This window comes from Rahnella inusitata, assembly GCF_003263515.1.
GTDB classification, from domain to species: domain Bacteria; phylum Pseudomonadota; class Gammaproteobacteria; order Enterobacterales; family Enterobacteriaceae; genus Rahnella; species Rahnella inusitata.
This window is the reverse complement of record NZ_JYDE01000032.1, coordinates 62,775-82,403: the sequence shown is the minus strand read 5'-3', so window position 1 is coordinate 82,403 and position 19,629 is coordinate 62,775. Positions and strand designations below refer to the sequence as shown.

Here is a 19,629-nt window from a genome sequence, read left to right as displayed (position 1 = left end):
CATTTCTGCTTTTAAGAGGCTATTCTCATGCTGTCTAGGTATGGAAAGCCTCGGGTTGATTGAAAAATTAACTCGGGGCTTTTGCCTTATATGTTCTGAACAACAATGCTCAAGCCACATAAGCCTCAAGCACCCGCGCGCATTTTACCCATATTCCCCAGCCTGCTTTTTATTCATTTTGTCCTAATTTTCACCACTTACTCACTGTCGTTACTCCAACCGTTATATCTTTATCCTTATTGCGCATTAGACATCTATACGGCCATGAATTAGGATCGAACTCTCCGGGATAACGGCATGATGCGACAATGAAAATTAGAAATTTACCTCTTGATCAAAATATCAACGGCTGGGCAGCACTTCGGGGGAATACCCCGCGTCATTCCGCTTTGCACGGCAACGTGACGGCAGACTGGCTGGTGATCGGTGCCGGGTTTGCAGGGCTGGCATTTGCAAGGCGGATTGCCGAACTTCGTCCGCATGAGCACGTTGTGGTGCTCGAAGCTTTGGACGTGGCAGATAACGCCTCGGCGCGTAATTCCGGGTTTGTGATAGACCTGCCGCACACGGTGGGCAGTACGTCGGCAGAGCTGGAGCAGGCTCATACCTATCGCCGGCTGTTGCAGTTTGGGCTACAGAGTTTGAAAGAAACTGTTGATCAGCACGCTATTGAATGTGACTGGCAGAATTCGGGTAAATACCATTGCGCGGTCAGCGAGCAGTTTGACGGCGAGATTGCGCACTATCAGCAGGAGCTCAAGACGCTCGGCGAAAGCTTTGAACTGCTGGATAACACAGCACTGAAACAGCGTCTGGGCACCGGTTTTTATCGCAGCGCCGTGTATACGCCGAACTGCATTTTGGTGAATCCGGCAGCGCTTATCAGCGGGCTGGTCGCATCGCTGCCGTCGAATGTGACGGTCTACGCCAACTCCCCTGCCTTGCAGATCGATACCCAGGGCGCTATCCGGGCTGAAACGCCGCATGGTGAAGTGCGGGCGCGTAAACTGATGCTGGCGATCAACGGCGCGGCGCGGGGATTGCCGCTGTTTAAAGGGAACGTGTTTGCGATGTCGACCTTCGCGACGCTGACCGAGCCGCTGACGCCGGAACAGCGCCAGCGCATTGGCGATATTTTACCCTGGGGCTCAACCCCGGTGAATGCACTGGCCGGGGCGACCCTGCGCTACACCGCCGATCACCGTTTTCTGATCCGCGAGCACGTCAACTTTACGCCGGGTCTGGTGACCGGCGCGGTGGAGACTGGCCGCCACGCCCGCCGCCATCAGCAGCTGTTCGCGCGAATTTACCCGCAGCTACAGGACGTCAATATGGCTTACACCTGGTCAGGTCTCATCAGCATTACCCGCAACGGTGCACCGGTCTGGGGAAATCTGTCGGAGAATGTGTACTCATCGGCGGGATGTAACGGCTCAGGAAGTTCCAAGCAAAGCGCATTTGGCCGGTTGCTGGCAGAACATGCGCTGGGGGAAGACAATCCGCTGCTGGCGGATATGCAAACCGTCGGACGCGCCAATTATCTGCCGCCGCGCCCGTTCCTGGATGTCGGTGTGAAGAGTTTTATGGCCCGTGAGCGCTGGCGTTCGCGCAGTGAGCTGTAACGCGAAAGCCGGTCAACTTGAAAAAGATGACCGGCTTGTTTAATCAGCGAGGGCTAATGACGTTTATCGACGCGGGCGACGATGCGGTCGCCCAGCCACTGAATACCGCACACCATGACAATCAGCACGACAATCACTTCAATCATGACTACCGTTTCAAACCTCTGGTAGCCGTAGCGGATTGCCAGATCACCTAACCCGCCCGCGCCAATCGCACCGGCCATCGCCGATGCACCAATGAGCGCCACCAGCGTCACAACGAATCCGGACAAAATGCCTGGCAAGGCTTCCGGGATAAGTACGTCCCAGACAATGCGCAGTTTGCTCGCACCCATCGCCCGCACAGCGTCGATCAGCCCGCGATCAACATCTCGCAGGGAGACTTCAGCCACGCGCGCAAAGTAAGGCGTCGCAGTAATGGAAAGCGGAACGATCGCCGCCCACGTCCCGAGTGATGTGCCCACCAAAAAGCGTGTGACCGGAATTAACGCCACCAGCAAAATGATGAACGGCAACGAGCGAAAACCGTTGATGACAAGCCCGAGCGACCGGTTCACCCAGCGGTTTTCAGCGATGCCGCCGGGGCTGCTCATCACCAAAATCAGCCCTAAAGGCAGACCGGCAATCAGGGAAAACAGCCCGGAGATGGCGGTCATCAGCAACGTTTCTTCGACGGCATTAATCAATAAATCAAGCATTACTGGAGACATAGCCTGTCAGCTCCACGGTTGCCTGGTGCTGTTCCAACCAGTGTAAAACGGCCTGCTCTGAGGCGGCATTATCGACCGGCACAGAGAAGAAAAAGCGCACGATGGCGTAATGCTGAATATGATCGACCCCGCCCTGGATCAGGCGAAATTGTCCCGGCAGTTCGGCAGCCATCAGCGTAAGGATTTCGCCCTGTCTGCCCTGCCCGGCGTAATGGACGCTGTAAATCGCCTCGCCCTGACGTACCGGCGTCAGCCGTTCGGCCAGCGCCTCCGGCAGTTGCGGCAGCAAGCCCTGTAAAAGGGTGCGTGTCAGCTGCGACTGAGGATGGGCAAACACCTGCCAAACGGGGCCTTCTTCGATAATTTCCCCGCCGTTAATGACCGCCACCCGATGAGCGATCTTTTTGATCACTTCCATCTCATGAGTGATGAGCAAAATAGTGATGCCGAGTGTCTGATTCAGCGACTGCAACAGCGCCAGAATAGAGCGGGTGGTTTCAGGGTCAAGCGCCGAAGTGGCTTCATCGCACAGTAACAATGCCGGACTGGCAGCCAGCGCGCGCGCAATGCCGACGCGCTGCTTTTGCCCGCCAGACAACGCTGCCGGATAGTTTTTGGCTTTGTCTTCCAGCCCGACCAGCGCCAGCAATTCGGCCACACGCGCCTGACGGCGAGCCTTGTCATATCCGGCGATTTTCAGCGGCAGCGCGACGTTCTGTTCGACGGTTTTGGCCGACAGCAAATTAAAATGCTGAAATACCATGCCGACGCGGCTGCGCACCGATTGCAACGCTTTCTCACTCAGGCCGGTTATCGCGTGGCCTTCGATTTCGATCACACCGTCGTCGGGTTGCTCCAGTCCGTTAAGACAGCGGATCAGGGTGGATTTCCCTGCCCCGCTGCGGCCGATAAGGCCGAGGATTTCTCCCCGCCTTACCGTTAACGACACATCCTTGAGTGCCTGCGTGGTGCCGAACCGGCGGCTAACGCGGTGCAATCGCACCACGTCTTCGGCATCATCTGCCGCGCTTGTTCGCTCAGCTCTTACGAACGCGTTTACTCCCGCTGCGGCGGCTTTTTTGTCATCCGCAGAGGTAGCGGTAAAATGCGCGTCGATCTCAGAGATTATCGTCATGCTTTACATCCTTACCAGGCCGTGACGCCGGTGCCTTTATAAACCTTATCAAACACTTTTTTCACGTCGTCGTTCTGGTAGGAGGAAACGAGTGTTTTCACCCACGGCGCATTGGCGTTTTCTGTTTTCACTGCAATGAAGTTATTGTACGGGTTGCCTTTGACCGGCTCCTGCGCAATGCGATCGGCTGGCGTCAGGCCACTTTTCAGCGCCCAGTCAGTGTTGACGATTGCTGCATCCAGATCAGGCACGGAACGGCCAATAATGCCGGAGTCCAGCTCTTTGATGACGACGTGGCGCGGGTTTTCTGTGATGTCTGCGGTGGTCGCGAAAATGCCTGCGCCCGGTTTAAGTTTAATCACACCGGATTGTTCGAGCAGGATCAGGCCGCGCGCTTCGTTGGCCGGATCGTTAGGCACGCCAATGACCGCACCGTCTTTCAGCTCGTCAGCTTTTTTCACTTTTTTAGAATACAAACCGATTGGCCACACGGCGGTATAACCGACGCGCACGATGTCGTAATGATTCACTTTGATCTGATTATCGAGGAACGGCTGATGCTGGAAGGCGTTGGCATCGACTTCGCCATTTTGCAACGCTTCGTTAGGCTGGTTGTAATCATTAAACACCACCGGCTTAACGGTCAGCCCTTTCGCCGCTGCCTGCTTCACCACTTCGCGCCAGACATCTTCGTCTTCGCCGCTGATGATACCGACTTTGATGGTTGTTTTATCTGCTGCATGAGCAGCCGTCAGCGGAGCCAAAATGCCGCTGGAAATCATGACAGCGGACGTCGCTGCCAGTAAAAAAGCACGGTTAACACGGGTCTTAGTTTTGTTAAATTTTGTACGCATCGAGTATCCCCAAAAGTGTGTATGAGCTGCCTGCACAGGGCTGTGATTCTGTGCAGGAATTTGGCGAGTATACCCATCGGCTTATTTCTTTATAATATTGTTTCAGAGATACATATTCCTGAAATGAATATGTGAAATGGTAAAGTAAAGCGATAAAAAAGATAAGGGCTATCCGCGCAGGGATTTGGGTGAAACACCAAACTTTTTGCGAAAAACAACGGAGAAATGAGCGGGCGTATAGCCCACGTGATATGCGGCAGTCGAAACGCTCACACGCGACGCCGACCAGATTCTGGTGTTTGAAGAAGGCAGACTGGCACTCGGTGGCTGGCTGACGGGCGGATCCGCTAAACCTGCGCGGGGTGGAACTTCAGCTAATAAAAAACCCGCCGCAGCGGGTTTTTTTCTCATTCTTACACGTCGGTCTCAGGACTGGGGTTCCACCGGCTGCACCTCCAGTGAAACCATGCCGATGCCGAGCTTACGCGGCTGGAAACCGCCGCTGGTGCCTTCGGTTGGTTCGGTCGGTGACGGCGGCGTGATGACAATGCTTTGCGCCGCACCAGGATTGGTGAACTGAACTTTCACCGTGCCGTCTTTATCACCAAAGGAGACGAATTGCTCCTGATCGCCAACGCGGACTGACACCGGTTTATCGATGTTACTGCCGTAGGCTCTGGCGCGGATCACCACGTCGAAAGTGGTTGGCAACGGTTTGACGTAATCGATTTTCACCGACGGCGCGAGATTCGCATCAGACCAGCGTCCCCAGTTCTCCACGGCGGAAACCCCGGCAATCGCTTTCACCTGCTCAGGCAGCCCCGGTACCATGAAGGCAATCGCGGCGGATTTATACGTCGTCTCCGCATCATCAATATTGAGCGTTTTCACCGTCTGCTGATAAATCGCATTGCTGCCAGACATGTCCTTCACAAAATCGACTTTACCTTTGAAGCTATCGCCGTTCGCCTGCACGATAGTCGGGCGCGCCCCGAGATTACCGGACGCCACGCAGAGACCGGTATTGAGCGACAGCTCAGGTGCCCAGACGCGGCCCATTTCATAGCATTTATCCACCCAGACGAAGTTATCGCTGGTTGACAGCGTAGCGAGCTGTTTTTTCAGCGGCGTGGATAAATAGACGTCAAACATCGGCTCGATTTTGTCTTTGGTGACTTTCAAAATGAACGGCGTTTTGATGGTCATGCCAGAGAAAGTGAAGCTGTTTTCCTTGTTGCTGACGGTGTAATTTTTGATGCTGTTTGGGAAGCCCCACTGTTTGATAACCGCCGGTTTCCAGGCATTCACTTTGTCATCGATATTGAGGAACTGCTCGGTCATGGACGTCGCGGAAATCCCACTGCGTCCGAGGCCAATGTAGTTATCGCCGCCCATCATATCCAGCACAGTGGCGCCGTTATCGAGCGTGCTGCGCTTGGCGGCATTCAGATCGCCCACCGGATGACGGCCATCGAGCACGAAGAACAGGTCTTTGCGATTCTGTTTGGTCAGCGTGCTGTAAGCGGTGTTGTTCATCGCCAGATGATCGGAAGACACCACGATGAGGGTGTTATCGAAATAGCCCGAGGCTTTGATCTTGTCGATAAACGCCGCAATCAGCTCCTGACTGCACGAGACGGCGCTCAAAGACTGATTCGGTTTGCCGGTCAGCGGATAGGCTTTACGTGTGCAGCCACGGGAGATAAAACCGTCCGGGTGATGCGTATCGACAGTCAGCGTGAACAGGGAGAACGGTTTGCCAGCTTTGCTCAGCTCGACAAACTTCTTGTACACCTCGTCCAGCAGCGTGTCGTCATACCAGCCCCAGTCATTTTTGTACGCCGGATCCGCAACGGTCGGACGCAGTTCGTTATAGCCGTACAGATGATCAAAACCGTGGGACTTCAGGAAGGTGCCTTTACCGGCAAACGCCAGTTCCGCCCCCTGATAGAAATAATTGGTGTAGCCGGCGCCTTTGAGGACATCACCCAGACAAACGTTTTCCGGATAGAACGTCGCTAAGGCGCTGGAGGCATTGCCGTCAAACGGCGCAAACAGCGGGATGCCGCACTGAGAAGCCACCATACCGGCGATGGTGTAACCGGTGCCCGGCACCTGCTTAGTGTTAGTAAAATCGGTGCTCTGCGCTTTGTGGCGACTCAGTTCAGTGGTCAGCCCCGGAAAGACGTTGTCATCGAAATAAGTGCGTTCCAGACTTTCGCCGTAGATGTAGACCAGATTCGGCTTTTTCTCGCCCTTCACGGCTTTGACCGGGACTTTGTAGTAGGTATCAAAATCTGCACCGCTGCCGGAGATTTGGGTTTTCACCAGGCGGGAAATGTTCTGGAATGCCTGCGTGGAGCCGACCGAGAACACCGCCAGCACCACGGCCAGCACGCTGTACACCGCGCTGCTGTTTTTGGCGCGACGTTGTTTGAGCCCCCAGGCAAGCAGCCAGAAGACGATGATCAAACCGGCCAGTAAACCAAGGAACGGCAGGATGTATTTGTTCAGACCGGCGCCTTTCAGGCTGCTGGTGACGGTATAGAGCACGGCATCGGTGATGCCCTCACCGGTGAAATAGTTACTGCCGATAAGGATCACGTTCAGAATGACGTAAAGCCCTAAAAAGAACAGCACCAGCGAAAACCAGATGCGCCCGGCCGACGCCCGTGTGACGTAGAAATAGATAGAGGAGAGAAACAAAACAAATGAAAGCCACTCAGAAGCCATTTTTAGCGCCCTGTCTGATTAAAAAAAATAAACACAACGACCCAGTCTGCTGATTGGTCAGCAGCGCCGACGGTTCAATTCATCGAGTAAATGACCCGTTTGTCATTCACTTCATCCCTGAGACAGGAAAATTTTGTGCCAAAAACGGGTGACGCTATATAGCCTGCTGAACAACAGGGGGTCAACGCCCTGATGCTGTTTTAGGTCACTGATTTGTCCGAATAAACCTCTTTCTCACAAATTCGTGATGGTTATCTCTGTATGATACCTCAAAGATTTAACCTTCCGGTCACTAAATTGTAGGAATTGGATGTTATCGGAAGAGTATGAGCAAATTGTGGAGGAGGGTTTTGGGAATCAGATAAAACTGAGAGGGACATCTAAAAAAACCCGCGATACGGGCATCACGGGTCTGAATGTTCAGTGCAGTCGAGTTTCCTACGCGCCGCCTAAGTACGCCTTCCTGACCTGCGGATCGACCAGCAACGCCTCCCCGCTGCCGCTCATGCGGATCTGACCGTTAACCATCACGTAAGCGCGATCGGAGAGTTTCAGGGCATGGTGCGCATTCTGTTCAACCAGAAAAATCGTCATACCGTTACGTGCCAGTTCCCGCAGCGTCTGGAAGATCTGTTTGACGACAATCGGTGCGAGGCCAAGGCTCGGTTCATCCAGCAACAACAGTTTCGGACGGCTCATCAGTGCCCGCGCAATCGCCAGCATTTGCTGCTCTCCACCGGACATGGTCATCGCCCGCTGCCTGCGTCGCTCTTTCAGGCGCGGGAACAGTTCGAACATTGTTTGCAGATCCTCCGCCGCGTATTTATTGCCGATGGGAATGGTGCCCATCAGCAGGTTTTCTTCGACGGTCATATCCGGGAAAACGCGCCGCCCTTCCGGCGACTGCGCAATGCCCTTTGATGCCACAAAATGCGTGGATTTACGGCTGATATCTTCGCCACAAAATAAAATCTGACCGCTGCGAATGCGCGGCTGGCCAAAAATCGACATCAGCAGCGTTGATTTTCCCGCCCCGTTCGCGCCGATCAGCGCCACAGTTTCGCCCTGATCCACCTGCAAAGAGACCTGTTGCAACGCCTGGATCGCGCCGTAATAGACGTCCACCTCCCTAAACTCCAGCATCGCCTGGCTCATAGGCTGACCTCGTCTTCGTCAGCACCCAGATAGGCTGCGATGACTTTCTCATTGTTTACAATCTCCTGCGGCGGCCCTCCGGCAATCACGTCGCCGTGGTCGAGCACAATAATGTGATCGGAAATCTCCATCACCATGCCCATATCGTGTTCGATCAGCAGCACCGTAATGTCGTGATGGTCACGCAGGAAGCGGATAATTTTGCTCAGTGTGCGGGTTTCCACCGGATTCAGCCCGGCGGCCGGTTCATCAAGGCAAATCATTTCCGGCGCGGTGCACATGGCGCGGGCGATCTCCAGCCGCCGCTGCTGGCCGTAAGACATCTCCCCCGCCAGCCGGTTGGCGCAGTCCACCAGTTCCACCACTTCCAGCCAGTAAAACGCCCGATCCAGCGCCTGATTCTCGGCACGACGATAGCCCGGCGTATTGAGCACTCCGGCAATCAGATTGCGGTTGGTTTGCATGTGCTGCGCCACCAGCAGGTTTTCCACCACCGACATTTCGCGGAACAGACGGATATTCTGAAAGGTGCGCGCCAGCCCGGCACGGTTCACCAGATGGGTGCCGCCAAACATTTTGTAGAAAATCCGCCTGCCGAGCTGCGCCGGTTTCAGCCAGTCATCCGGCTGAAATTTCTGCCCAAGCACCTGAACGACGTTGGTCGAGCCTGTACGCGTGTTGAGTGAAATCGTGCCGCCGGAGGCTTTATAAAAACCGGTCAGGCAGTTAAAGACCGTGGTTTTCCCTGCGCCGTTCGGGCCAATCAGGGCGGTGATTGAACCACGCTTCACGTCGAGACTCACATCGTTGAGCGCCTTAATACCGCCAAAGTGCATCATCAGATGTTTAACGCTGAGGATGCTTTCATTCATGACCGCGGCATTCATGGTGCGACTCCTTTACGTACGGCAAATCCGCTGCGGCTGATGCGGATCAACCCGCGCGGCCGCCAGATCATCATCACCACCATCAGCACGCCAAATAACAGCACGCGATATTCCGCAAAACTGCGCAGCAGCTCCGGCGCGACGGTCAGCACAAACGCCGCCAGCACCACGCCGATGGTCGAGCCCATGCCGCCAAGCACTACGATGGCGAGGATCAGCGCGGATTCGAAAAAGGTAAACGAGGTAGGATTCACGAAGCCCTGATAGGTGGCGAAAAACACGCCTGCGATCCCGGCGGTGGAGGCCCCGAGCGTAAATGCGGAGAGTTTTACCAGTACGTGATTCAGCCCCATCGCGCGGCAGGCGATTTCATCTTCCCGCAGCGCTTCCCACGCACGGCCAATCGGCATGCGCGTCAGCCGGTGTTTGATGAACAGCACCAGCAATACGACCAGAACCAGCACGGCGTAGATAAAAATAAACTTCATGTTGGGGTTATACGTCAGATGGAAAAACTCATGAAAAGGCACGCCGCCCTCTTTCGCCCGCCGCCCGAACTCCAGCCCGAAAAAGGTTGGCGCAGGCGCAGAGACGCCGTTCGGTCCGCCGGTAAACGACAGCCAGTTGGTCAGCACCAGCCGGATGATTTCACCAAAGCCGAGCGTGACGATTGCCAGATAATCGCCGTGCATCCTCAGCACCGGGAACCCGAGCAGCGCACCGGCCAGAGCGGCCATCAATGCCGCCAGCGGCAGCATCGACCAGAACCCGAGACCAAGATACTGATAGCCAAGCGCCAGCCCGTAAGCCCCTATGGCGTAAAACGCCACGTACCCGAGATCCAGCAGCCCCGCCAGCCCGACCACAATATTCAGCCCGAGACCGAGCAGCACGTAAATCAGCCCTAAAATCGCGACGGTCAGAATGTATTTGGTGGCGACAAACGGAAAGAATATCGCCAGCACGATTAACAGCGGCAGCACCCAGCGCAGGCTGCTTTTATGATCCACAGGCCGGACATACACTCCCGCGCTTTCGCTTTCAAAGCGTGCCCGCATTTTCTGCCCGGCGGCGGTTTCCAGAAAGGCGCTAAGCAAGAACCGCCCTGCCATGACCGCGGCGATAATCCACACCAGCCGTTGTGAATGGAAGTTGAAGCTGTAGCCATCGAGCACCACGCCGACCACCGGCCCGAAGATAATCAGCGCGACCAGCCCGGCGAAAATGGCATCCAGCAGACAGCGTTTCAGCGAGAAGCCGCCATCAATAACAGCAGTTTGTGACGTCATTTTTTCTCCCTCACACTTTAGATACTACCGGGCGACCCAGCAGGCCCTGAGGGCGGAAAATGAGGATCACCACCAGCAATCCGAAGGAGAACACATCTTTGTAATCCGAGTTCACCATGCCCGAAAACTGCGCTTCGGCGATGCCTAAAATCAGGCCGCCCAGCATTGCGCCCGGCAGCGAACCGATCCCGCCCAGCACAGCTGCGGTAAAAGCTTTGATGCCGATGATAAATCCGGCGTAAAAATCAAAAGTGCCATAGTTCATGGTCACCAGCACGCCCGCCAGCCCGGCCATCGCCGCGCCAATCATAAATACCAGCGAGATGATGCGGTCGGTATTGATGCCCAAAATCGACGCCATCTTGCGGTCCTGCTGCACCGCGCGGCACATACGCCCGAGTTTAGTGCTGCTGATAATCCACGACAGCACCAGCATTCCGACAAACGCCGCCACCAGAATGAACAATTTGGTATAGGTCATCTGCACGAAGCTGTCGCCGATGTGAAAACGCAGCGCGCCATCAAACATTGTCGGGATCCCCTGCTGTCGCGGACCCTGACTGATTTGTGCGTAGTTTTGCAAGATGAGCGACATGCCTATCGCGGAAATCAGCGGCGCGAGGCGGGTGGAGTTTCGCAGCGGTTTGTAGGCAATGCGCTCAATCGCCCAGCCATACACGCCGGTCACCACGATGGTGAACACCAGCGTGCCGAGGATGAGCAACGGAAAAGAGTGCACCCCGAAGAAAGACAGCAGCGCCAGCGCGATGGCGCAGAGGTAAGCGGAGATCATATACACCTCGCCATGGGCAAAGTTGATCATCCCGATAATGCCGTAAACCATGGTGTAACCGATGGCGATCAGCCCGTACACCGCGCCCAGCGTGATGCCATTAAACAGCTGTTGCAGGAAGAATGAATCCATAAATACGCAGTCTCTTTTTGCGACCGCGTTCAACGGGAACGCGGTCTTTGGCTGATATGGTTATTCTTTCACTTCCTGGTATTTGCCTTTGTCATCCCATTTATAAACCACGTAATCGGAGACTTTCAGATCACCTTTGCTGTCCCAGGATTTTTTACCCATCACGGTATCGACGCTGTTCGCTTTCAGCCAGGCGCTGGCCTTGGCAGAATCGGTGCCGCCGGTGGCTTTGAACGCGGCAGCAATCGCCTGCACGGAGGCGTAGGAATAGAGCGTGTACCCTTCCGGCTCGAACTTATTGGCGCGGAACTTATCGATAACGGTTTTCCCTTCGGCGATCAGACGCGGGTCTTTGCCGAAGGTCATCAGGATCCCGTTGGTGTATTGCGGACCGCCCGCTGCCGTTACCATTTCTTCATTGACGATGCAGTCGCCGGAGAAGAACGTCGCCTGCACGCCCTGTTCACGCATCTGGCGCACTAACGGACCGGCTTCCGGATGGCAACCGCCGAAGAACACCACGTCAGGTTTCTGCGCACTGATTTTGGTTACCAGCGCATTAAAATCTTTTTCGCCACGCGACAACCCTTCGTACATTACTTCCTTCACGCCGCGTTTGTTGAGCGCCGCTTTGGTGGCATCCGCCAGCCCCTGACCGTAGGTGTCTTTGTCGTGAATGATCACGACTTTTTTGGCTTTCAGTTTGTCGATAATGTAATCACTGGCGACCAGCCCCTGCTGATCGTCACGCCCGCACATGCGGAACATATCGCTCATGCCGCGTTCGGTGATTTGCGGGTTGGTGGATCCGGGGGTGATGGCAATGATTCCGGCGTCGTTATACACCTCGGAAGCAGGCATGGTCGATGAGGAACAAAAATGGCCGACCACCGCCTGCACTTTGTCCTGATCGACTAAACGGTTAGCAACGGCGACCGCCTGTTTTGGCTCACAGGCGTCATCGCCTTGGACCAGTTTGATTTTTTCGCCATTAATCCCGCCGGCGGCGTTAATGTCTTCGGCGGCCTGTGTAGCGCCATGCCAGTACTGATCGCCATAGGTGGCGTTCGGACCGGTGAACGGGCCTGCCACGCCAATCACAATATCTGCATGCGCGGAAAACGCCGTCGCCAGACACCCTGCCAGTAAAAGAGAAAGCGGATTTCTTATAAATTTCATCGACATCATCGTGTTCCTTAGTAGCCTGTTTGAGCAAAATGGTTTTAGTAAGAACGCCGGAGCGTGGTCTTAAATCCTGACGCTAAACACGAACAAAAAGCACTGAATGGAGTGGTTGAAATCTTCCCGGGGACGACTGCGGAGTTTCCTTACGGTTTCGCTAAAGGTGTAAACCTCAAGCAAAATTGCTGCCAGTGTTGCAATCTGAAACACAATTGCAGGTCATTTTGAGTATAGAGCGCGTGCGGCAACCCCCCGGAGCAAGTTGCAGAAACAACGGCGGGATCACACCGCACTGCGCTGGTGCTGAAAAGATGAGGGAAATGAGGATGTCGCCGCGCTGTGCACCAAAATAACCCGCCAGAATTCCTGCGAACTGCCACGCACAATTACGCTTCGTGACATTTTTATCCTTTGCATGTTCTGGCGGGTTGTTTTGTAATGCGGGCAGAAAATTGCAAAGGGAACGACTTAACAATGAAGAAATTATCTTGCCTCGCCGCCCTCGCGCTGGCCCTGACGCTCACCGGCTGCGCCAGTGATTATGTGATAAACACCAAGGCCGGTGATCAGTTCTTCGCCCATGGCGAACCCGACCGCGACCGCGATACCGGCATGACCAGCTACACCGACATGAACGGCGATTATCATCTGATGAATACCAATGATATTGCGGGGATTGTGAAAAAGTAGGTGGTTTGGTTTTAAATTATCCCCGCAGAAAGGCTGAACGGGCTGGACACCCTTTTCCTGAGCATTTAGCCTCAATTAAAATTATTATAATTGTCAGGCTACTTCATAATGAAAAATGATATCAGAGCCCTGGACCTTAACCTTCTTAAGGCCCTGGATGCGTTACTGGACGAAGGCAGCGTGACGCGGGCTGCACAGCGCCTTTCCCTGACTCAGCCTGCCGTCAGTGGCATGCTTACCCGCTTGCGTGATTATTTTGGCGATCCCCTCTTTGTTCGCACCAGTCACGGCATGGTTCCCACACTGCGGGCCAGCGAGCTTTCTGTGCCGGTAAAGCAAATCCTCACCGATATCGCCATTTTGCTAAAACCAATGCAATTTGACCCCATGACGGCGGAACTGACTTATACCCTTGTCGCAACGGACTATGCACTTAAGGCCGTTGTCGTTCCGTTGATAGCCGCGCTAAAGCAACATGCGCCGCGCATCAGAATCGCCGTAAGGTCCGTGGACAGTGAGCGCATGTATCAGCAACTATCACGGGGTGAAGTTGACCTCGCTCTGGTTACCCCACAAACCACACCCGATGACCTGCACGGACGAGCCCTTTATCAGGAAGAATATGTTTGCGTAGCACGTTGCCATCATCCTCTGGCGGCAGCTTCAGAAATGACGCTCGAACAATTCTGCGAACAGGAACATATTCTGGTGTCCACAGAAGGTCGCTTTATGGGTGTAACGGATGAGGCACTGGCTGAGCTCAGTCTTACGCGGCGGGTAGGTGTATCGGTTAACAGTTTTCTGGTGATACCGGATATTTTGCGATCAACCGATATGATTGCCGTTGTGCCCAGTCGTATGGTCCCGGTTGACAGCGATCTCGCCATTATCCCCTTGCCGCTAAACGTCCCGAGATTTACCAAGAGCATGGCCTGGCACGAACGAACCCATCGAGACCCCGCTCATCAGTGGATCCGCGCTTTGTGCGTAGAGATCAGTCAGCATTCTGCTGCCGTGATATAACTTTTCTTATTCTAAGAATAAGAAATGGTAATTCGCCTTATAACTCCATTGCGCCAATAATCACGGTCATCACGTTGAGTGTTGCTGCCGTAACGGCACACACAGTGCAATCAATTAACGCAACTGGAGAAATTTATGAACGCGATTAACTGGCCAGAAGGTTTTGTTCCGGGTTTTACCGATAACTTTGTCTCTAATGAAATGATTATCCCGGCTCTGAATGTCAATGATGTCTGGCCGTTGCTGAGCCAGCCATTCCTGTGGCCGGACTACTACAAAAACTCCGCCGATGTGCGCTTTTATGACAATAAAGGACCGGAACTGGAAGATCGGGTGCGCTTTTACTTCAGCACCTTTGGTTTCCCTGTTGAGGCTCAGGTCGTGGAGTTCGTTGCGCCAGCAGAAGGCCAGCCTGCTCGTCTGGCATGGCACGGTTGGTCCGGTGAAGAAAACACTGCTGAACGCCTTGATGTACATCATGCATGGCTTTTGGAAGATCTCCCCGGAAATCGTCTGCGTATCCTGACTCAAGAAACTCAAAACGGGAACCCGGCCAAAGAACTGGCAAATACGCGCCCCAATCCCATGCTAAATGGTCATCAGGAATGGCTTGATGGCCTGATTGAGGCGGCGGCGAAATAATTAAGTTTCGTCCGTCATAAGCCTTCTCGGGCCTGTTGAGATGCTTCTGCAAGTAACGCAGCCTGTACGGCAGGACGTGCACTGATATTTGCCATATATGCCGATAACACAGGCCAGCGCTTCAGGTCGATGGAAAAGAATTTACACCACCCCAGCACGGTGAAAAGGTAAGCATCAGCAACGCTGAATGTCGGGCCGGTCAGATAGACTTTCTCATTAAGCGTATCCTGCAAAAAATCGAACCGCCGGAATAGCTTTTCGCGGAAAATCGATCTGACGTCTTCTGGCAGCGCGGGATTGAACAGCAGTGCGGATCCCGCGTGTACTTCACTGGTGATAAAGTTCAGCCATTCCTGCAGACGCACACGCGCCCAACTGTCCGCTCGTGGTGCCAGCCCGCTTTCCGGCTTCAGGTCAGCGAGATACTGCACAATGGCCGGACCTTCGGTGAGGATCTGGCCATTGTCCAGCTCAAGTGCAGCGACATAGCCTTTAGGATTAATGGTACGAAAGTCGCGTCCGTCCGCAGTGAGCTTGCTCCTGTTGTCCACTTTGACCAGTTCATATTCAAGCCCGAGTTCGCACAGAACGATGTGTGGTGAAAGCGAACAGGTGTCAGGGGCGTAATAAAGTTTCATTGTCTCTCCGATAAAATTGAAAAGCTGTTTAGCCATATTCTGGCCGTTCCTCAATACACTGTGCTAATGTGTCTCGTGCTGTAAAATTAATGATCCATAAATTAGCTATTAGCTGAGCTACTGATAATCATGATGAATCTTTTACACTGGCGTTTACTGGTGGCCGTTGCGGATGCCAGCAATATCACCCGCGCTGCTGAGGATGTAGGAATGACTCAGTCCGGTGCCAGTCAGGCTATCGCTCAGTTAGAGGCTTCACTTGGGTTCCCGGTGTTCACGCGTGAACGTCGACACATCGGCGTCACCGCGCTGGGTGAGCAGGTGATCGAACAGGCAAGGAAAATGCTTGCGCAGCTCAACGCCATCCGCGCGCTGGCTGATGAGAGCCGCGGTTTAAGTGGCGGACGCATTCGCCTCGCCAGTTTTCCCTCTGTGACTTCCACATTGTTGCCTGGACTGCTGCGCGACTTTAAGCGTCTGCATCCGGGGATAGAAGTGGTGGTATTGGAAGGGACGGACGAGGAAGTTGAGGAGTGGCTTGCAGCAGATACTGTTGAACTGGGGGTAGTAATGAACCCCGCACCGGGAAGAACAAACGTGGTATTAGGGCAGGATGCATGGGTTGCGGTAATGCCATCCGGTCAACAGCAGGAACGTAATTCAAAGGCGCGCGGCATAACGCTGGAGGAACTGGCAGGCCAACCCTTTATTCTCGCGACAGGTGGATGTGTCGTTAATGGAAAAAGTCTGATTGAACAGGCAGGCTTGCAACTCTGCGACGTGCGCGTGAAAGTACGAGACTGGGTCAGCGCCTGCATGCTGGTGCGTGAAGGCCTGGGCGTTACGCTCGTACCTGAATCCGCCTTGCCAGCTGAATTGCGAGGCCTGTGTGTGATGCCGGTGGCACCCCCTATACATCGTGAATTTGGTCTGGTTTGTTCGCCATCCGGAAAAACTTCTGGTGCCACGCAGGCATTACTAAAGGGGCTGCATAAAGGCTGATGATCAACGTAGAGATAATCACTGCGTTTCTGCCACCAACCCGTCACCGGTGCGCCTGCTGACGGTGATGAGCGGCCTGCGGACAACAAATATCGGAAGTGGTCAGGTCAGCGCGACCCTCACCTTTAGTCCAATAACGAGCGTGGCAAAAAACATTATGCAACCAGCGGTAATGAAGACACCTGTTACGCCGCTGAAACCAAAGAGTAATCCTCCCAACGCAGCACCAGCAGCAATTGAGGACTGAACTGCTGCGACTACCATGCCGCCTGCAGTTTCAGCCTGATCGGGAACGGCACGCGCTACCCAGTTTGACCACGCAACGGGTACGCCACCAAATGCCATCCCCCACAACGCGACGAACAACATCAATCCTTTTTCATCCAGTGGCAACAAAACCATGCTTAATGCTGCTAAACCGACAAGCGCTGGCATGAGTATCAGGGTAAGACGCAGGCTTCTCTCCATCAGCCACCCGGTTAGCAGCGTACCGATAAAATTAGCGATGCCAAATCCAAGCAGTATCAAAGACAAACGATCCACATCAATTTGGGCAATATTTTCCAGAGCCGGACGAATATAGGTAAACAGCGCATACTGACCAGTATGGGCAATCACACACCCCGTCATTCCCATCGCAATGCCTGGACGGCGGAGTAAATCCATGACAGATGCCGTTACCATCATTCTGCGCGGAGCCATTCCAGGAAGGGTAAAGAGCTGAAAGAGCAGTGTCAGCACGCCTACTGCGGTGGCAGCGATAAAAGCACTACGCCAGCCATAAAGCCCGCCTAAATAGCTCCCCAGCGGGATCGAAACTACGGTACCGACAGCAATACCGCTAAAAATAATGGAGAGAGCACGCGGGACGCTTTTAGCAGGGACAAGCCGCATAGCTACGGCAGCAGCCATACTCCAGAAGCCTCCCAGCGCGATGCCCAGCAAAATGCGCATGACTAACAGAACAGCCAGGCTGGATGAAAGTGCGACAAGCAGGTTGGAGGCAATCATCAGGACGGTAAAACTAAGCAAAACATTTCGGCGATCATAATTACGCGTCAGGCGGGGAACCATCAGACCAGCAAACAGGGCCACCACAGCGGTTACCGTCACAGCCTGACCAGCAAGAGCTTCGGTCACCCCGAGATCGGCAGCCATGGGTGTCAACAGACTGGCAGGAAGATATTCTGCAGTCAGCAAACCAAACACGCCCATCGTCAGTGAAATAACGGCCATCCATGCGGACTCTTTGGGTTCCGAACTATTCAAACCAGCGGATACAGCTTCAGTTGCTTCATTTCTCATAACACACTCTTCTTGGAGTAAAAATTACAACACCAAGTCTAGAGTTGAGCTGCCGGACGATCTATGATGCCTCATCCTGATTTTTTACCCGAAACGCCGATTATGCCTGTGAATAAACATTTTGCCCTCTCATCCGAGCTCATCAGTGAATTGCTGCTGGAAATGCGGCTGCGTGGTGTGCAGTATCGCCGTTTACAGACTGGCTCTGAGTTTGGCGTCGGTTTTAGCAACAGGCCGGGACATGCCTATTTTCATTACATCGCTGTGGGTACAGCTCTGCTTCGCACACACGACGGTACGTTGCACGAACTGAAAGCCGGAAGCATGGTATTTATGCCGCAGGGTGAGGATCATCAGCTTATATCGGATGTCAGCTGTTCATTTCAACATATCGACACATTAGGCTCTGCTCCTTTAGGCGAGGCCGTCAGCGGAATCAATACTTGCCCAAGTTCGCATCCGACACCCAGCACTGTTCTATTTTATGGCTGTATGGAGTTCGATCTCGGTGGAATGCAGGGTCTTGGTAAACTGATGCCGCAGGCCATAGTGGTTGAGGCAAATGAACAGATCTATCCGGGGCTGGTTCCCATTCTGGGCGCGATGAAATTTGAAATCTGTTCCGGACGCGCTGGCTTCGCGGGCATTCTGGCCCGCCTCGCAGAAGTGGCGGCAGCCATGATTGTGCGAGGATGGATCGAAAACGGCAGCGAGAACGCCGCTGGCCTGATCGCTGCGTTACGTGATCCACGACTTGCCCGTGCTATTCTGGCCATTCATCGCGATACGGGTCGGGAGTGGTCCGTTGCTGAGCTTGCTGCCCAGTCGCATGTGTCACGTTCTGTTTTTGCTGAACGCTTCAAATCAATCATCGGCATACCACCTCAGCGCTATGTAAGGGAGGTACGAATGCGCATCGCAGGTCACTGGATTATTCACGAAAAGATCTCAATTGAGACCGTTGCTCTTCGCCTCGGCTATGCCTCACAGGCAGCGTTTAGCAGAGCTTTTAAGCGCATTAATGGATATCCGCCGGGCGCTATGCGTCAGCGACCAGCGCGAGGCGTTAATACAGTAAATGAGTGAATGTTGTCTTAATCATTTGCTGGAAACGTTATGAGGCCGCTCTCAATATTAAAAACTGAGCGGAAACGGCTTTTCACCACTCAAAGTATCGCAATTTCTTTATTTCCGCTTCTGGCTGTGAGTTCAACGGGTCGAGGCAACGCTATCCTTAAAGAAGGGGGACGTTGATGGCATTAGAAGTATGAGAGTGCCAATGCCATACTGGACACACCCGTAATTCTGTCCAGAATATGCAGATTGAAATCAGTGGGAGAATCATGGATATCCAACTCACAAACGTCACCCCGGACAGCCCAGGATTTGCTGAGTTAAAATCGCAGAGCATGGCTGAAGGATTTAACATGTTACGCCGACTGGAAGATAACTGGCTTAGCGGACTGAACCGCTTTGACAGACCCGGAGAAAAACTAATTGGGGCTTTTGTAGATGGATTGATCGTTGGCGTTTGTGGACTCAACGTTGATCCATTTACGCTAAAAACTGGCATCGGACGTCTGCGACATCTCTATGTAGACTCAGGATGGAGAAAAAGGCAGGTTGGCAGCGCCCTGCTCAGTGAAATACTTAAGGATTCTGGCCACTGGTTTGATTTTATCAACACAAACGCTCCTCCATCGGCATTCACCTTCTATGAACGAGCTGGCTTTACTGCTTTAACTGGCATAGAAAAAGTCACGCACCATCTATGCCTCATTGACCCAGCGCGTTAATACAGTCACGTCCTAGACAGACCGCATATTCTGTCCAGTGA

General features: G+C 53.8%; 19 protein-coding genes. 7 read left to right on the top strand and 12 right to left on the bottom strand.

What is annotated here, in order from left to right:
• The first annotated feature begins 308 nt into the window (after window positions 1-308).
• Window positions 309-1,622: an NAD(P)/FAD-dependent oxidoreductase gene (locus TU92_RS17930; protein WP_112168541.1), complete on the top strand. Its 1,314-nt coding sequence runs from the start codon at window positions 309-311 to the stop codon at window positions 1,620-1,622.
• Between the two features lie 53 nt (window positions 1,623-1,675).
• On the opposite strand, the gene TU92_RS17925 is transcribed toward TU92_RS17930, so the two are convergent.
• From TU92_RS17925 to TU92_RS17880, 10 genes are all read right to left on the bottom strand, one after another.
• Window positions 1,676-2,332, bottom strand: a complete 657-nt coding sequence (locus TU92_RS17925) for a methionine ABC transporter permease (protein WP_056780917.1) — start codon at window positions 2,330-2,332, stop codon at window positions 1,676-1,678.
• Window positions 2,313-3,467 (bottom strand): methionine ABC transporter ATP-binding protein, encoded by a 1,155-nt coding sequence (locus TU92_RS17920; RefSeq protein WP_112168540.1) that lies wholly within the window; start codon window positions 3,465-3,467, stop codon window positions 2,313-2,315. The genes TU92_RS17925 and TU92_RS17920 overlap by 20 nt, the downstream gene beginning before the upstream one ends.
• A gap of 11 nt (window positions 3,468-3,478) precedes the next feature.
• Window positions 3,479-4,321, bottom strand: coding sequence for a MetQ/NlpA family ABC transporter substrate-binding protein (locus TU92_RS17915; protein ID WP_112168539.1), 843 nt, complete (start codon window positions 4,319-4,321; stop codon window positions 3,479-3,481).
• A gap of 168 nt (window positions 4,322-4,489) precedes the next feature.
• The gene (locus TU92_RS22560) at window positions 4,490-4,732 is read right to left on the bottom strand and encodes a helix-turn-helix domain-containing protein (protein WP_112168538.1); all 243 of its coding nucleotides are present in this window, start codon (window positions 4,730-4,732) and stop codon (window positions 4,490-4,492) included.
• A gap of 15 nt (window positions 4,733-4,747) precedes the next feature.
• Window positions 4,748-7,054: a phosphatidylglycerol--membrane-oligosaccharide glycerophosphotransferase gene (gene opgB, locus TU92_RS17905; protein WP_112168537.1), complete on the bottom strand. Its 2,307-nt coding sequence runs from the start codon at window positions 7,052-7,054 to the stop codon at window positions 4,748-4,750.
• A gap of 438 nt (window positions 7,055-7,492) precedes the next feature.
• Complete coding sequence (locus tag TU92_RS17900; protein WP_112168536.1) at window positions 7,493-8,209, bottom strand: ABC transporter ATP-binding protein; 717 nt, start codon at window positions 8,207-8,209, stop codon at window positions 7,493-7,495.
• Entirely contained in the window at window positions 8,206-9,081 is an 876-nt protein-coding gene (locus tag TU92_RS17895; protein ID WP_112168566.1) for an ABC transporter ATP-binding protein, read from the bottom strand. Before TU92_RS17895 ends, TU92_RS17900 begins: the two co-directional genes overlap by 4 nt.
• A gap of 11 nt (window positions 9,082-9,092) precedes the next feature.
• Window positions 9,093-10,385 (bottom strand): high-affinity branched-chain amino acid ABC transporter permease LivM, encoded by a 1,293-nt coding sequence (gene livM / locus TU92_RS17890; RefSeq protein ID WP_112168535.1) that lies wholly within the window; start codon window positions 10,383-10,385, stop codon window positions 9,093-9,095.
• A 10-nt stretch (window positions 10,386-10,395) separates the two neighbouring features.
• Window positions 10,396-11,310 (bottom strand): ABC transporter permease subunit, encoded by a 915-nt coding sequence (locus TU92_RS17885; protein ID WP_112168534.1) that lies wholly within the window; start codon window positions 11,308-11,310, stop codon window positions 10,396-10,398.
• Window positions 11,311-11,370: 60 nt separating this feature from the next.
• A complete protein-coding gene (locus TU92_RS17880; RefSeq protein ID WP_112168533.1) occupies window positions 11,371-12,495 on the bottom strand; it encodes a branched-chain amino acid ABC transporter substrate-binding protein in 1,125 nt (374 codons plus the stop codon).
• Between the two features lie 471 nt (window positions 12,496-12,966).
• Between TU92_RS17880 and TU92_RS17875 the strand changes: the two genes are divergently transcribed.
• From TU92_RS17875 to TU92_RS17865, 3 genes are all read left to right on the top strand, one after another.
• Window positions 12,967-13,182, top strand: a complete 216-nt coding sequence (locus TU92_RS17875; RefSeq protein WP_112168532.1) for a YgdI/YgdR family lipoprotein — start codon at window positions 12,967-12,969, stop codon at window positions 13,180-13,182.
• Between the two features lie 108 nt (window positions 13,183-13,290).
• Window positions 13,291-14,205, top strand: coding sequence for a LysR family transcriptional regulator (locus TU92_RS17870; protein WP_112168531.1), 915 nt, complete (start codon window positions 13,291-13,293; stop codon window positions 14,203-14,205).
• A 135-nt stretch (window positions 14,206-14,340) separates the two neighbouring features.
• A complete protein-coding gene (locus TU92_RS17865) occupies window positions 14,341-14,847 on the top strand; it encodes an SRPBCC family protein (RefSeq protein WP_112168530.1) in 507 nt (168 codons plus the stop codon).
• A 14-nt stretch (window positions 14,848-14,861) separates the two neighbouring features.
• Here the strand turns inward: TU92_RS17865 and gstA are convergent, their stop codons facing one another.
• Entirely contained in the window at window positions 14,862-15,485 is a 624-nt protein-coding gene (gstA, locus tag TU92_RS17860; protein WP_112168565.1) for a glutathione transferase GstA, read from the bottom strand.
• A 129-nt stretch (window positions 15,486-15,614) separates the two neighbouring features.
• Between gstA and TU92_RS17855 the strand changes: the two genes are divergently transcribed.
• On the top strand, window positions 15,615-16,487 hold the full coding sequence (locus TU92_RS17855; RefSeq protein WP_167457461.1) for a LysR family transcriptional regulator: 873 nt from the start codon (window positions 15,615-15,617) through the stop codon (window positions 16,485-16,487).
• Between the two features lie 102 nt (window positions 16,488-16,589).
• Here TU92_RS17855 and TU92_RS17850 read toward each other — a convergent pair whose 3' ends face one another.
• Window positions 16,590-17,792: an MFS transporter gene (locus TU92_RS17850; protein ID WP_112168528.1), complete on the bottom strand. Its 1,203-nt coding sequence runs from the start codon at window positions 17,790-17,792 to the stop codon at window positions 16,590-16,592.
• Between the two features lie 63 nt (window positions 17,793-17,855).
• On the opposite strand from TU92_RS17850, the gene TU92_RS17845 reads away from it, so the two are divergent.
• Complete coding sequence (locus TU92_RS17845) at window positions 17,856-18,878, top strand: AraC family transcriptional regulator (RefSeq protein ID WP_112168527.1); 1,023 nt, start codon at window positions 17,856-17,858, stop codon at window positions 18,876-18,878.
• A 257-nt stretch (window positions 18,879-19,135) separates the two neighbouring features.
• Window positions 19,136-19,588 carry a GNAT family N-acetyltransferase gene (locus tag TU92_RS17840; RefSeq protein ID WP_112168564.1) on the top strand — a complete coding sequence of 151 codons (453 nt, stop codon included), beginning with the start codon at window positions 19,136-19,138 and terminating at the stop codon, window positions 19,586-19,588.
• Window positions 19,589-19,629: the final 41 nt, after the last annotated feature.

Excerpts from the sequence above, each read along its gene's own strand:
- TU92_RS17930 (WP_112168541.1), top strand. The coding sequence starts at position 309 with ATGAAAATTAGAAATTTACCTCTTGATCAAAATATCAACGGCTGGGCA.
- TU92_RS17925 (WP_056780917.1), bottom strand. The coding sequence starts at position 2,332 with ATGTCTCCAGTAATGCTTGATTTATTGATTAATGCCGTCGAAGAAACG.
- TU92_RS17920 (WP_112168540.1), bottom strand. The coding sequence starts at position 3,467 with ATGACGATAATCTCTGAGATCGACGCGCATTTTACCGCTACCTCTGCG.
- TU92_RS17915 (WP_112168539.1), bottom strand. The coding sequence starts at position 4,321 with ATGCGTACAAAATTTAACAAAACTAAGACCCGTGTTAACCGTGCTTTT.
- TU92_RS22560 (WP_112168538.1), bottom strand. The coding sequence starts at position 4,732 with ATGAGAAAAAAACCCGCTGCGGCGGGTTTTTTATTAGCTGAAGTTCCA.
- opgB (WP_112168537.1), bottom strand. The coding sequence starts at position 7,054 with ATGGCTTCTGAGTGGCTTTCATTTGTTTTGTTTCTCTCCTCTATCTAT.
- TU92_RS17900 (WP_112168536.1), bottom strand. The coding sequence starts at position 8,209 with ATGAGCCAGGCGATGCTGGAGTTTAGGGAGGTGGACGTCTATTACGGC.
- TU92_RS17895 (WP_112168566.1), bottom strand. The coding sequence starts at position 9,081 with ATGAATGAAAGCATCCTCAGCGTTAAACATCTGATGATGCACTTTGGC.
- livM (WP_112168535.1), bottom strand. The coding sequence starts at position 10,385 with ATGACGTCACAAACTGCTGTTATTGATGGCGGCTTCTCGCTGAAACGC.
- TU92_RS17885 (WP_112168534.1), bottom strand. The coding sequence starts at position 11,310 with ATGGATTCATTCTTCCTGCAACAGCTGTTTAATGGCATCACGCTGGGC.
- TU92_RS17880 (WP_112168533.1), bottom strand. The coding sequence starts at position 12,495 with ATGTCGATGAAATTTATAAGAAATCCGCTTTCTCTTTTACTGGCAGGG.
- TU92_RS17875 (WP_112168532.1), top strand. The coding sequence starts at position 12,967 with ATGAAGAAATTATCTTGCCTCGCCGCCCTCGCGCTGGCCCTGACGCTC.
- TU92_RS17870 (WP_112168531.1), top strand. The coding sequence starts at position 13,291 with ATGAAAAATGATATCAGAGCCCTGGACCTTAACCTTCTTAAGGCCCTG.
- TU92_RS17865 (WP_112168530.1), top strand. The coding sequence starts at position 14,341 with ATGAACGCGATTAACTGGCCAGAAGGTTTTGTTCCGGGTTTTACCGAT.
- gstA (WP_112168565.1), bottom strand. The coding sequence starts at position 15,485 with ATGAAACTTTATTACGCCCCTGACACCTGTTCGCTTTCACCACACATC.
- TU92_RS17855 (WP_167457461.1), top strand. The coding sequence starts at position 15,615 with ATGATGAATCTTTTACACTGGCGTTTACTGGTGGCCGTTGCGGATGCC.
- TU92_RS17850 (WP_112168528.1), bottom strand. The coding sequence starts at position 17,792 with ATGAGAAATGAAGCAACTGAAGCTGTATCCGCTGGTTTGAATAGTTCG.
- TU92_RS17845 (WP_112168527.1), top strand. The coding sequence starts at position 17,856 with ATGATGCCTCATCCTGATTTTTTACCCGAAACGCCGATTATGCCTGTG.
- TU92_RS17840 (WP_112168564.1), top strand. The coding sequence starts at position 19,136 with ATGGATATCCAACTCACAAACGTCACCCCGGACAGCCCAGGATTTGCT.